Annotated in this window: 11 protein-coding genes and 1 pseudogene; 5 read left to right on the top strand and 7 right to left on the bottom strand. The window is 76.2% G+C overall.

Annotation, left to right across the window (positions count from 1 at the left end; all coding sequences use genetic code 11):
* Window positions 1–67 precede the first annotated feature (67 nt).
* Window positions 68–1,081 carry a metallophosphoesterase family protein gene (locus BLS82_RS02820; RefSeq protein WP_092861376.1) on the top strand — a complete coding sequence of 338 codons (1,014 nt, stop codon included), beginning with the start codon at window positions 68–70 and terminating at the stop codon, window positions 1,079–1,081.
* Here BLS82_RS02820 and BLS82_RS02815 read toward each other — a convergent pair.
* The 5 genes and pseudogenes from BLS82_RS02815 to BLS82_RS02795 all read right to left on the bottom strand — a co-directional run bounded on the left by BLS82_RS02815 (window position 1,006) and on the right by BLS82_RS02795 (window position 6,625).
* Window positions 1,006–2,082, bottom strand: a complete 1,077-nt coding sequence (locus BLS82_RS02815) for an ABC transporter ATP-binding protein (RefSeq protein WP_218123472.1) — start codon at window positions 2,080–2,082, stop codon at window positions 1,006–1,008. The genes BLS82_RS02820 and BLS82_RS02815 overlap by 76 nt on opposite strands.
* Entirely contained in the window at window positions 2,079–3,188 is a 1,110-nt protein-coding gene (locus BLS82_RS02810) for an ABC transporter ATP-binding protein (RefSeq protein ID WP_255378063.1), read from the bottom strand. The genes BLS82_RS02815 and BLS82_RS02810 overlap by 4 nt, the downstream gene beginning before the upstream one ends.
* Window positions 3,185–4,099, bottom strand: a complete 915-nt coding sequence (locus BLS82_RS02805) for an ABC transporter permease (RefSeq protein ID WP_092861374.1) — start codon at window positions 4,097–4,099, stop codon at window positions 3,185–3,187. The genes BLS82_RS02810 and BLS82_RS02805 overlap by 4 nt, the downstream gene beginning before the upstream one ends.
* 29 nt (window positions 4,100–4,128) lie before the next feature.
* Window positions 4,129–5,073 carry an ABC transporter permease gene (locus BLS82_RS02800; protein ID WP_092862656.1) on the bottom strand — a complete coding sequence of 315 codons (945 nt, stop codon included), beginning with the start codon at window positions 5,071–5,073 and terminating at the stop codon, window positions 4,129–4,131.
* Window positions 5,070–6,625 (bottom strand): annotated as a pseudogene (locus tag BLS82_RS02795) (ABC transporter substrate-binding protein). Before BLS82_RS02795 ends, BLS82_RS02800 begins: the two are co-directional and overlap by 4 nt.
* A gap of 232 nt (window positions 6,626–6,857) precedes the next feature.
* On the opposite strand from BLS82_RS02795, the gene BLS82_RS02790 reads away from it, so the two are divergent.
* Together BLS82_RS02790 and BLS82_RS02785 are read left to right on the top strand one after the other, a co-directional pair.
* Window positions 6,858–7,703 (top strand): PIG-L family deacetylase, encoded by an 846-nt coding sequence (locus BLS82_RS02790; protein ID WP_092861372.1) that lies wholly within the window; start codon window positions 6,858–6,860, stop codon window positions 7,701–7,703.
* Window positions 7,704–7,840: 137 nt separating this feature from the next.
* Window positions 7,841–8,566: a hypothetical protein gene (locus tag BLS82_RS02785; RefSeq protein WP_092861370.1), complete on the top strand. Its 726-nt coding sequence runs from the start codon at window positions 7,841–7,843 to the stop codon at window positions 8,564–8,566.
* A 37-nt stretch (window positions 8,567–8,603) separates the two neighbouring features.
* Here BLS82_RS02785 and BLS82_RS16690 read toward each other — a convergent pair whose 3' ends face one another.
* Window positions 8,604–9,320, bottom strand: a complete 717-nt coding sequence (locus BLS82_RS16690; RefSeq protein ID WP_092861368.1) for a cell wall-binding repeat-containing protein — start codon at window positions 9,318–9,320, stop codon at window positions 8,604–8,606.
* Entirely contained in the window at window positions 9,302–9,679 is a 378-nt protein-coding gene (locus BLS82_RS02775; protein WP_176818893.1) for a cell wall-binding repeat-containing protein, read from the bottom strand. Before BLS82_RS02775 ends, BLS82_RS16690 begins: the two co-directional genes overlap by 19 nt.
* Window positions 9,680–9,816: 137 nt before the next feature.
* On the opposite strand from BLS82_RS02775, the gene BLS82_RS02770 reads away from it, so the two are divergent.
* Both BLS82_RS02770 and BLS82_RS02765 read left to right on the top strand, forming a co-directional pair.
* Window positions 9,817–10,791 (top strand): glycosyltransferase, encoded by a 975-nt coding sequence (locus BLS82_RS02770; RefSeq protein ID WP_218123471.1) that lies wholly within the window; start codon window positions 9,817–9,819, stop codon window positions 10,789–10,791.
* 35 nt (window positions 10,792–10,826) lie between these two features.
* Window positions 10,827–12,185, top strand: coding sequence for a hypothetical protein (locus tag BLS82_RS02765; RefSeq protein WP_092861364.1), 1,359 nt, complete (start codon window positions 10,827–10,829; stop codon window positions 12,183–12,185).
* Window positions 12,186–12,312: the final 127 nt, after the last annotated feature.

The raw sequence follows: 12,312 nt of genomic DNA, 5'->3' as shown, positions 1-12,312 counted from the left end.
GCACCGGCGCCGCTGCCCGCGGGGCGGCGCCGGTGCCGCGGCGCGGCCCCGCGGGCAGGATGTCCGGGTGGCGGGAACGCGGACGCGGGGCAGGCGGGTGCTGGTCGCGCTGGGGATCCTCGTGGCCGTGGTGCTGCTCGGCGCCTCAGCGCTCGCCCTCCAGCGCGCCGGGCCCGCCGGCGGGGCCGCCAGCGACCCCGGCGCGACCCAGGACGGCGCGGCCCAGGACGACGCGGGTGCGGGCAGCGCGGGCGCGGGCGGGGCGCCCGTCGTCGTCGCCGTCGGGGACGTCGCCTGCCCACCGGACGAGCCGGTGGAGGACGACTCCTGCCAGCACGCGGCGACCGCCGAGGCCGCCGCGTCGGTGGACCCGGACGCCGTCCTCGCCCTCGGCGACCTGCAGTACCCGGACGGTGAGCTCGAGGACTTCGAGGCCTCCTACGACCCGACCTGGGGGCGGTTGAAGGACGTCACCCACCCGGTGATCGGCAACCACGAGATGCGCGACGACGACGGCGACGGGTACTACGCCTACTTCGGCGCGGCCGCGGGCGACCGGGACGCGCCCTGGCGCTCCTTCGAGGTGGGGGAGTGGCACGTGGTCGCCCTCGACAGCGAGTGCGGGGGGTGCCTGGACGACGACTCCGAGCAGCTGGAGTGGCTGCGCGAGGACCTCGCTGCCAGCGACGCGCGGTGCACGCTGGCCTACGCGCACCGACCCCGCTTCGCCTCGGACGGCAACCACGGTGACGAGGACTCCATGGAGGCCGTCTGGGAGGTCCTCGACGCCGCGGGAGCGGACGTCGTCCTCGGCGCCCACGCCCACTACTACGAGCGCACGGCGCCCCTGACGGCGGACGGGGTCGAGGACGAGCAGGGCCTGACGTCGTTCGTCGTCGGCACCGGCGGGGACAGCTTCCACGGCCTCGACGACCCCGACGAGGCCACGCAGGTGCGCCAGAACGACACGTTCGGCGTCCTGGCGCTGACGCTGCACCCGGACCGCTACGACTGGGAGTTCGTCCCGGTCGAGGGCGGGGACTTCGAGGACGCCGGGACCGCGGCCTGCGCGTCCGCCTGAGCGCGCGTCCCGACCACCCCGTGCAGGTGGCACGCCGCCAGCTGCCCGGAGCCGGGCGGGCCGACCGGCTGCAGCGCGGGGTCGACGTCCGGGCAGGGCTGGAAGGCGGAGGGGCAGCGGGTGCGGAAGCGGCAGCCGCTCGGCACGGCGGCGGGGGAGGGGACGTCGCCGCGCAGCACGATCCGCTGGCGCGCCCGCTCCCGGACGGGGTCGGCCACCGGGACGGCGGACAGCAGCGCCTGCGCGTAGGGCATCTGCGGGTCGCGGCCCACCAGGCGGGCGGGCCCGACCTCCACGACGCGGCCGAGGTACATCACGGCGATGCGGTCCGACAGGTGCCGCACGGCGGCCAGGTCGTGGGAGATGAACAGCAGCGTCAGCCCGAGCTGGCGCTGCAGCCGCCGCAGCAGGTTCAGCACCTGCGCCTGCACGGAGACGTCGAGGGAGGCGATGGCCTCGTCGCAGACGAGGAAGTCCGGCTCGCCGGCCAGGGCGCGGGCGATGCCGACGCGCTGGCGCTGCCCGCCGGAGAACTCGTGCGGGTAGCGGGAGGCGACCGCGGGGTCGAGGCCGACGAGCTCGAGCAGCTCGCCCACGCGCGCGGCGACCTCGCGCCTCCCTGCCCGCAGCCGGTGCACCTCGAGGGGCTCGGCGACGGTCTGCGCCACGGTGCGGCGGGGGTCGAGGGAGGCGAACGGGTCCTGGAAGACCATGCCCGCGCGCCGGCGCAGCGAGCGCAGGGCCCGCCCGCTCAGCGCGGTCACGTCCGCGCCGTCGAAGACGACGCGTCCGCCGGTCGGCTCCACCAGGCGCAGCAGCGCGTCGCCGAGCGTGGACTTCCCGCACCCGGACTCCCCGACCAGGCCCAGGGCCTCCCCGCGCAGGACGTCGAGGTCGACGCCGTCGACGGCGCGCACCGCGCCGGTGGTGCGGCGCAGCACCCCGGAGCGCACGGGGAAGTGCACCTGCAGGCCCCGCGCGGAGACGAGGACGTCGCTCACGAGCTCCCTCCCGTCGCGGCGCCGGGAACGGCGTGCGCGCAGAAGGTCGCGGCCCGGTGGGGCAGCGCAGCGCCGTCCACCGCGCCGGCTGCCGCGCCGTCCGGCGGCCGGGGGCCGACCTCGACGAGCGGCGGCTGCTCGGCCTCGCAGCGCGGGTCGGCGCGCAGCGGGCAGCGCGGCCAGAACACGCACCCGTCCGGCAGGTCGGTGGGCGGGGGCGGCACGCCGGGGATCGTCGCCAGCTCCGGCGGGCCCCCGGCGCCGTCCTCCCCGCCGTCGACGTCGTCCGCCAGCTCCGGCAGGGCGCCGAGCAGCCCGCGGGTGTACGGGTGCGCCGGGCGCAGCAGGACGTCGTCGACGCTGCCGTCCTCCACGCACCGCCCGCCGTACATCACGAGGACCCGGTCGGCGATGCCGGCGACGACGCCGAGGTCGTGCGTGATCCACAGCACCCCGGTGCCGTGCTCGGCCTGCAGGCGCGCGACGAGGTCGAGGATCTGCGCCTGCACGGTGACGTCGAGGGCGGTGGTCGCCTCGTCGGCGATCAGCAGGGACGGCGAGCTGGACAGCGCGATGGCGATCATCACGCGCTGGCGCATGCCGCCGGACAGCTCGTGCGGGTAGCGGTCGAGCGCGCGGCGCGGGTCGGGCAGCCCCACCTCCCCGAGCAGCTCCGCGGCGCGGGCGCGGGCGGCCGCGGCGGAGACGTCCGCGTGCGCCCGGACGCCCTCCACGAGCTGCTTGCCGACCGTCAGCACGGGGTTCAGCGAGGTCATCGGGTCCTGGAAGACGGTGCCGACGCCCGGGCCGCGCACCCGGCGCAGCGCCTCCTCGGGCATCGCGAGCAGGTCCTGGCCGTGCAGGTGCGCGCTGCCCGTGACGGTGGCGCCGTCGGGCAGCAGCCCGAGCAGCGCCAGCACCGAGACGCTCTTGCCGCTGCCGGACTCGCCGACGACCGCGACCGTCTGCCCGCGCGCGACCTCGTAGCTGAGCCCGGTGACGACGCGGGCCGGGCCGCGCGGGGTGCGCAGCCGCACGTGCAGGTCGCGCACGGCGAGCAGCGGCCCGGTCAGCAGCGGCCCGGCGCCCGGGGCCGGCGCGCTCACCGCTCGCCCTCCTCGGCGACGGCGGGCGCCGCGGGGGGCCCCGGGGTCGCCGCCGTCGTGGCGGCGGTCGAGCCCAGGAGGGTGCGCTGGCGCGGGTCGAGGACGTCGCGCAGGGCGTCGCCGAGCAGGTTGAACGACAGCACGGTGAGGAAGATCGCCAGGCCGGGGAAGACGGCCATCCACCACGCCAGCTCGAGGAAACCGCGGCCCTCGGCGAGCATCCGCCCCCACGACGGCGCGGGCGGCTGCGTGCCGAGGCCGAGGAAGGACAGCGCGGCCTCCGCGAGGACGGCGAAGGCGAGGCTGACGGAGGTCTGCACGAGGATCGGGGGCGCGGCGTTGGGCAGCACGTGCCGGGTCAGCAGGCGCAGGTCGGAGGCGCCGACCGAGCGGGAGGCGCGCACGAACACCTGCTCGCGCACGCCGAGCACGGCCGCCCGCGTCACCCGCGCGAAGATCGGGACGTAGACGACGCCGATGGCGAGCATCGCGTTCGTCGTCCCGGGCCCGAGCACGGCGAGGACGGCGATCGCCAGGAGGATCGCGGGGAAGGCGAACAGGACGTCCATCGTGCGCATGAGGGCGTCGTCCACCCAGCGGCCGTAGAAGCCGGCGAGCAGCCCGACGAGCGTGCCGACTCCGAGCGCGATGCCGACGGCGACGAACCCGACCCGCAGCGAGACGGCCGCGCCGAGCACGACCCGGCTGAGGACGTCGCGGCCCAGCTCGTCGGTGCCGAAGGGGTGCTCCAGGCTCGGCGGCAGCAGCCGGTCGGGCACGGAGACGTCGTTGGCGCCGGACGGCGCCAGCTGCTCGTCGAACAGGGCCACGACGACGACGAGCAGCAGCACCGCCGTCGCGAACAGCGCCGTCGGGCTGCGCAGCAGCAGGCGCAGCGACGTCGCGCCCATCAGCCGCTCACCTCCTGACCAGCCACGGCTCACCGCCGCGCGATCCGCGGGTCGAGGCGGCCGTAGAGCAGGTCCACGCCGAGGTTGACGAGCAGGAAGACCAGCGCGAAGAGCAGCACGGCGCCCTGCAGCACCGGGTAGTCGCGCGCCTGCACCGCCTGCAGGGCCAGCTGCCCCAGCCCCGGCCAGGCGAAGACGATCTCGACGACGACCACGCCGGAGAGCAGGTACGCCAGCTGCACGCCGGTGACCGTCACCAAGGGCAGCATCGCGTTGCGCAGCACGTGCCAGGTGAGCACCTGGCGGGCCGGCAGGCCCTTGGCGCGCGCGGTGCGCACGTGGTCCGAGCCGAGCGCCTCCAGCACGCTCGAGCGCACGAACCGGGTGATCACCGAGCCGGAGACGACGCCGGTGACGAACGCCGGCAGCACCAGGCGCTGGGCCCACCCGAGCGGGTCCTCGGTCAGCGGCACGTACCCGCCCGACGGCAGCCACCCGAGGGTGCCGGCGAAGAGCAGGATCAGCACGATGCCGAGCCAGAAGTCCGGGATGGAGATGCCGGCCTGGCTGACCACCGTGGCCGCGGAGTCGACGAGGGAGCGCGGGCGCAGCGCGGAGGCGGTGCCGAGCGGGACGGCGATGAGCAGCGCCACGAGGATCGCCGCGAGCGCGAGGGTCAGCGTCGCGGGCAGGCGCTCGAGGATGAGCAGGGTCACCGGCTCGCCGCTGCGGAAGCTCACGCCGAGGTCGCCCGTCAGGGCCCGGCCGGCCCAGGTGAGGTACTGCTGCACCAGCGGCAGGTCGAGCCCTGAGCGCTCGCGCAGGGCGTCGTAGGCCTCCTGGGAGAAGCGGGTGCCCAGCGCGAGGCGCACCGGGTCGCCCGGCACGAGGTGCACCAGGGCGAAGACCAGCACGCTGACCCCGAGCAGCACGAGCACCGACTGCCCGGTGCGGCGCAGCAGGTAGCCGGTCAGGGCAGCACCACGCGCTCGAACTCGATCGCCCGGTCGGCGCGGATCGTGTAGCCCTCCAGGCCCGGCGCCCACGCCTGCACCACGTCGGGGTTGTACAGGTACAGGTAGGAGACGTCGTCCACGATCAGCTGCGAGGCCTGGTCGTAGAGGGCCTTGCGGGCGTCCTGGTCGGTCTCTCGCGCGGCGCTCGTGAGCAGCTGGTCGACCTGCGGGTCGCTGTAGCCCTGGAAGTTGAACGAGCCGTCCGTGATGTGCTGCGCGTGGTAGAACTCGAACGGATCGACGTTGCCCAGCCACCCCAGCAGGAAGGCGTCGAAGTCGCCCTGGCCCTGGCGGTCCAGCCAGGTGGCGAAGTCGAGGGTCTCCACCTCCACCCGGATGCCGATCGGCTCGAGCTGGCTGGCGATCACCTGGGCCGCCGTGACCGTCTCGGGGTACTCGTCGGTGACCATCAGGCCCATCGTGATGGGCGTGGTCACGCCGGCGTCGGCGAGCAGCTGGCGCGCGGCCTCGGGGTCGGGGGTGAACGGCGCGTAGTCGTTGGAGAAGAAGCTGCCCTCGGGATCGCCGTCTGGTTCGGCTGCGCGGCCTCGAAGCGGGCGGCCTCGGTGACCGCGGCCCGGTCCACCGCGGTGGCCACGGCCCGGCGCACGGCCGGGTCGTCGAACGGCGGCCGGGCGAAGTTCATCGACAGGTACCAGTAGTCCACGCTCGGCGTGGTCGCCAGCTCCACCGCGTCGTCGCCCTGCAGCGCGGCGATCTGCTGCGGGGGCACGTTGTCCGTCCACTGCACCTCGCCGCTCTGCAGCGCGGTCAGCGCCGCCGCGGGCTCGGTCAGGTAGCGGAACTCCACGCCGTCGATGCTCGGCGCCTCGCCCCAGTAGTCGGGGTTGGCGGCCAGGGTGGTGCCGCTGGGGTCGGAGCCCTCCAGGGTGAACGGGCCGGTGCCGACCGCCGAGGTGGCCAGGTCGGTGCTGTCCGCGGCGCCCTCGGGCAGGATCGCCATCCCCTTGTAGGAGCCGAGCAGGGACAGCAGGTGCGGCGTGGGCTGGGTCAGGGTCACGACGACCGTCTGCGGGTCCTGCGCCACGACGTCCGCGACGGTGGCGAACCGGTAGGCGTTCGGCAGGTCCTCGCCGACGATCCGGTCGTAGGAGTACACGACGTCGGCGGCGTCGAAGGTGCTGCCGTCGTGGAAGGTCACGCCCTCGCGCAGCGCGAAGGTCCACGTCAGGCCGTCCTCGCTCGTCGTCCAGCCGCTGGCGAGGCTGGGCTGCATCGTGAGGTCCTCGGCGGCCGGGACGACGAGGGTGTCGTAGACGTTCTCCAGCACCTGGAACGTGGGGTAGGCGCTGCTCGCGTGCGGGTCGAGCTGATCCGGCTGCGCGCTGATCGCGGCGACGAGCGTGCCGCCGCCACCACCAGCACCGCCGCTGCCGCTCGCGCCGGCGTCCCCGCCGGTGCCGGTGTCGACGCTCTCACCCCCTCCGGAGCAGGCCGACAGGAGCAGCAGCGCCGCGGCGGTCAGGGCGGTGGGACGGGCTGAGCGCACGGGGGCCTCCGGCGGTCGGGACTCGGTCCGGCTCCGATCGTGGACCCCTTCCCCGGGCGCGTCGACCCCTGGGCGCCGGCTCCTCCGATCGTCGCGCCCCCTGTGACCTCGCGCTCCGGGTTCACCCGGACGGGTGGTCGTCCCCGGCGGCGGGTCAGGTGCGGGGGTGCGCCGGCCGTGGTCAGGGGGACGGCGCCGACCCGGTGCGCCGCGAGCGCAGGGGGCCCGAGCCGTGGAGCGACGTTCCTTCCTCGCCTCCGGCCTGGCCGGCCTCGCCGGTGCGGCGGGTCTCGCGGTGCCGGCGGCGCGGGCCGCCCTGCCCGAGGAGGAGCCGCCGCAGGCCGCAGGCGGGCCACCCGTGGTGTTCTGGGTGCCGCACGCGGACGACGAGACCCTCTCCATGGGCCTGGACCTGTGCGCCGAGCTGGCCGGCGGGCGCGCCGCGGTGGTCGTGCTCGTCACGCGCGCCGCCTCCCCGTCGATGCTCGCCCTGCTCAACGGCGAGGCGCCCGACCCGGTCTCCGACACCCGCCACGACCCCGTCCTCGAGAGCTACCTCGGGCCGCTGGTCGACGGGCGGCTGACCCCGGACGCCGTCGCGGAGGCCCGCGAGCGGGAGTTCCGCTCCGCCTGCGGGGTCTACAACGCCTTCGGCGGCGGGCGCCTGAGCGCGGTGGTGCACCGGCCGCTGGAGGCGGTGACCGTCGAGGGCGTGCGGCAGCTGGTGCTCGACGTCGCCGCGCGCCACCCGGGCGCGGCGCACCGGACCATGTCCTGGACGGACCCGCACCCGGACCACGCCGCCTGCGGGCGGGCGCTGCGCGAGCTGCGCGCCGAGGGCGCCGTGGACGACGTGCGCTGGTACGTCAAGCGCGGCGCGGAGGACGCCACCGTCGCCGAGCGGCTGCGCCTGCGCCCGGTGGACGCCGTGGCCGGCGCCGCCGACGCGGTGCGCCGCGCGGCCGAGTGCTACCGCGGCTGGAACCCCGCCGCCGGCGCGTACGGCTTCGGGTACCGCTCGGTGCCGGCCTCCTTCGAGGCGCTCGCGGCGCAGCCGCAGTGCCTCGCGCACGGGTGAGACCCCCGCCTGCTCCCGCTCACAGGCGTTCCCACCGTTTTCACAGGTCCACCACAGCGCCACCTGTGCTCCGTGACCGAGAGTGGAACGGGTCCCGAGAACCGCTCGGGGCCGGAGCACGGGAGAGTGCCATGAGGATGAGCAGGAAGGCGGCCGCCGCGGCCGTCGCCGGGGCGCTGGGCGTCGCCGCGCTGGGGGTCGGCCTGCCCGCCGCCAGCGCCACGACGTCGTCCGAGAGCAGCGACGACACGTCGATCAGCGACCGCGTCGAGGCGATCAAGGACGCGCTGGCCGGCCTGGTCGGCGACGGCACGCTGACGCAGGAGCAGGCGGACGAGGTCGCCTCGACGCTCGAGGACTCCGACGCGCTGCGCCACGGCCCGGGCGGCTGGCACGGCGGGCACGGCGGCCCGTGGGGCGGCCTGGAGGCCGCCGCGACGGCGCTCGGCATCGAGGAGGAGGAGCTGCGCACCGCGCTGCAGGACGGCGCCAGCCTCGCCGAGGTGGCCGAGGAGAAGGGCGTGGAGACGAGCCAGCTGGTCGACGCCCTCGTGGCGGAGGCGACCGAGGGCATCGAGGACGCCGTCGCGGACGAGGACCTCACGCGCGAGCAGGCGGACGAGATCCTCGCCGAGCTGCCCGACCGCGTCACGCAGTTCGTCGAGGAGGGCTTCGGCGACCGCGGGGACCGCGGTGGCTGGGGCGGTCACCGCGGCGGCCCGTGGGGCTGGGACGGGGACGACGAGTCGGACTCCTCGGAGGAGGAGTCCAGCGAGGACTCCTCGGACGGCTCCACCTCCGAGGGCGACGTCGAGTCCTCGGTGTTCGAGACCTCCTCGGGCGGGTCCACCACGGCCGCCTGAGCACGGGCACAGCAGGTAGGAGGCGCCGCCGCAGGGCTCATCCCGGGGCCTGCGGCGGCGCCTCCCCGTCGCTCATCCGCCGACGCCCGGCGCTGGTGTGCGATCGACGGGCCAGCCGACGACGGTCACTGCTCGACCCACTCCCCACACCGCTGATTCTCGAAGAGCACGTCAGAGGCAGCGATCTGCACCACGGCCGGACCGGAGACGAGGTCATCGGCGATGACCTCCGCCAGGGTGCACCCGCTCTCGAGGAACGCTCCCAGGAGCAGGAGCGACTGCCCTCGGCTCGGTAGCGGCCTGGTTGGACGGTCCGGCCGACCAGGTACGAGCCATCACGGACGCTGGAGGTCCCAGGCGCAGGCAGGGGTGCCGGAGCGACCGGACACCTGTCGCCACGAGCGGCGGTGTCACTCAGTGCGCTGGTGCCGCCTAGAGCTGTGACGGATGCGAGGCCGAGTCGCCCGTAGGCGTCCGCCGTCGCGGTGGGGAGGCAGTCGGGGCGGCTGAGCAGCAGCGGCGCGCCGACGGCCGCACCCGCGAGCGCGTCGCGGAAGGCGACGCCGCTGGCGAGCAGGTCGTGGTCGAGCGGACCGAGCCGCTCGGTCACCTTCGCGGCGGTCTCGTACCGGTCTGCAGCCGGAACGCCTCGCCGGAGGCGACGAGCACCTCGGGCGGCGGCGCCTCGCCGTCCACCAGCGCGCTCGTCGTCAGGGCCAGCTCGGCGGCGGTCTCTTAGCGGCCCGTGCCCCACAGCCGCTCGGTCTCGGGGACCTCGCGCGCCAGCTCGTCGAACACCGGCTGCGGGACGGCGCCGTCTCCGCCTGCGACGACGACCAGCTGCGGGTGGAGCCGGCGCAGCTCCGCCAGCACGGCGTCCGGCGTCGTGGTCCTCGGCACGAGCAGCAGGGGAGCGCCGAAGGCGCCGGCGGCCGGCGCGGCGGCGAGCCCGTCGGGGAGGCTCTCGCCGCTCGCGACGACGACCGCGTCTGCGCCGTCCGGGAAGGAGTCCTGGCTGATGCGCACCACGGTGCCGTAGCGGTCGGCGCCCTCGAGGCGCTCGAACGGCAGCGCCCGGGCGGGCAGGGCCGTGGCGGCGAGGCCGACCAGCACGGTCGCCGTGGTGAGGGCGGCGCGGGCCAGGGGAGCGCGGGCCTGGGAGGCGCTGCGCGAACCGGGGTCAGCGGCGGGACCAGCGCGGGCCTGCCGAAACGCCGGACACCCGCGAGCGCGCTGCCTATCGTCCCCGTGTGCCCGACCTGCGCGCCGAGCAGCGCGACCGCATCGCCGTGATCATCCCCTGCCGGGACGAGGCCGCCGCGATCGGCCGGGTCGTCACCGACCTGCGCACGGCCCTGCCGGAGGCGCGGGTCTACGTCTACGACAACGCGAGCACCGACGAGACGGCCGAGGTCGCCGTCCTGTGCGGCGCGCAGGTGCGCCACGAGCACAGGCCGGGCAAGGGCAACGTGATCCGGCGGGCGTTCGCGGACGTCGAGGCCGACACGTACCTGCTCATCGACGGCGACGACACCTACGACGCCACCGCCGCCCGACGCCTCGTCGACGCCCTGGAGGAGGGCCCGTACGACCACGTCGTCGGCGTGCGCCAGGCGGGCAGCCTCACGGCGTACCGGCGCGGGCACGCGGCCGGCAACCGGGCGCTCAACCGCGTCGTCGGCGGCATCTTCGGCGCGCCCGTGACCGACATGCTCAGCGGCTACCGGGCCATGTCGCACCGGTTCGTGAAATCCTTCCCGGCGCTCAGCCACGGCTTCGAGGTCGAGACGGAGCTGACCGTGCACGCGGTGCACCTGCGCGTGCCGCAGCGGGAGGTGCCGGTCGGCTTCCGCGACCGCGCCGAGGGCAGCGAGAGCAAGCTGCGCACGTACCGCGACGGCTGGCGCATCCTCACGTGGATCGCGCGCCTGGCCCACTACGAGCGCCCGATGCTCGTGCACTCGCTCCTCGGCGGGCTCCTGCTGCTGGCGGCCCTCGTGCTCGGCGTCCCCGTCGTCGTGGAGCACGCGCGCACGGGTCTGGTGCCGCGCATCCCCACGGCGGTCCTCGCGTCGTCCCTCGTCATGCTCGCGGCCCTGGTCGCGGCGGTCGGGGTGGTGCTGGACGCCGTCCGTCGGGCCCGCGACGACGCCTCCCGCCTGGCGTACCTGAGCCACCGGGCGCCGGCGTGCGCGGCGTCCCGGCGCTCCCGCGTCGACTCGTGAGGGCCCCGCTCTCGCGCGCCGGGCTGAGGCGCGCGATGCGGACGCTGCTGCTCGCGGGAGCCGCGCTGCTGGGGCTGCAGGTGCTCTTCCTCGGGCTGCTCGTCGCCGGGCAGGCCGTGCCGAACGGGCCGGTCATCGCCCAGCTCGCGCGGGCCGTGGACTCCGGCGAGTACGGCGCCCCCTACGCCCCCGACGGCCTCGGCGGCACCGCGGACCGCTTCACCGAGTGCGTCGTCCTCGGGTACGGCGTCAGCTCCCCCGACGACCCGCGCAGCCTCTGGCACCTGGCCACCGGCGGACCCCGCCTCAGCTCGTGCGAGGACGGCGCCGCGCAGATCCGCGCGCTCGCGGCGGGGGAGGCGCTGCACGCGGAGGCGTCGTACTTCCGCTACTGGAGCGGGTACTCGGTGCTCACCCGCCCCGTGCTCGCGCTGCTCGGGGTGACGGGCCTGCGCACGGTCGTCGCCGGGCTGCTCGTGGTCGCGGTGCTGTGGGCGCACACCGCGCTCTCGCGGCGCCTCGGGCGCGCGCCGGCGCTCGCGCTCGTGCTGCCGCTCGCGGTCGGCTCGAACGCGGTGGCCCTGCCCTCGACGGCGTTCACGCACGGCATCGCCCTGGCCGCGGTGGCCGCCGGCGTGGCCGGGACGGCGGTGCTCGCCTCCCGCGGGTGGGCGTCGGGCGCCGCCGGGGCGGGGCTGGCCGCGGCGGTGTTCAACGACGTCGACCTGCTCACCGTGCCGGCGACGTCGTGGGCGATGTGCGCCGCGGTCGCCGGAGCGGTGGTGCACGCCCGCGGCGCGCGCCTGCCGGCCGTGCTCGGCGCGGTGGCCGCCGCCGGGGCCGCGTGGCCGGTCGCGTACGGGGTGACGTGGGTCTCGCGGTGGGTCGTCGCCGCGCTGGTGCAGGGTCCGGGGGTGTTCGCCCGGGTCGCCGAGGTGGGCCGGTTCCGGCTCGACGGGCAGTTCGGCACGCTCGTCGAGGACGCCGCAGGGGCGCCGACGCGCGCCAACCTGCGGACGTGGCTGGACACCGTGCCGACGGCCGGGCTCGTGATCGCGGTGGCCCTCGGAGTCGCCGTCACGGCGCTCGTGGTGGCCGTGCGGCGGCACGGGTGGCGCGGGCTGGCGCTCGCGGCCGCGCTCGCCGCGCCCGCGCTCGTCGTGCCCGCCTGGTACGAGGTGATGAGCAACCACTCGCAGATCCACGCCTTCTTCACCTACCGGAGCCTGCCCGCGGCCACGGGCGTCGTCGTGCTCGCGTGCCTCGTCGCCGCGGCACGCGTGCGCCCGGCGCCGACGGGGCGGCGGGCGGCGGCCGCGCGCCGCATCGAGCTGCCGACGGAGCTGCCGGACGCGCGGGCAGCGGCCTCCGTCCCGTCCCAGGCGTCCCGGTGAGCCGGTGGTGCGGCGCCCCGAGTGCTGCACCACGGGGCGTCGCACCATCGGGCGTCGCACCATCGGGCGTCGCGGCACCGGGTGCCGGACCACGGGGTGCCGCGCCGCCCAGGACCCGCGTCGCACG

The sequence above is a fragment of the Quadrisphaera sp. DSM 44207 genome, from assembly GCF_900101335.1.
Classification (GTDB): domain Bacteria; phylum Actinomycetota; class Actinomycetes; order Actinomycetales; family Quadrisphaeraceae; genus DSM-44207.
Note: the sequence above shows the minus strand (reverse complement) of the source record. Positions and strands in the feature narration are given on the sequence as shown.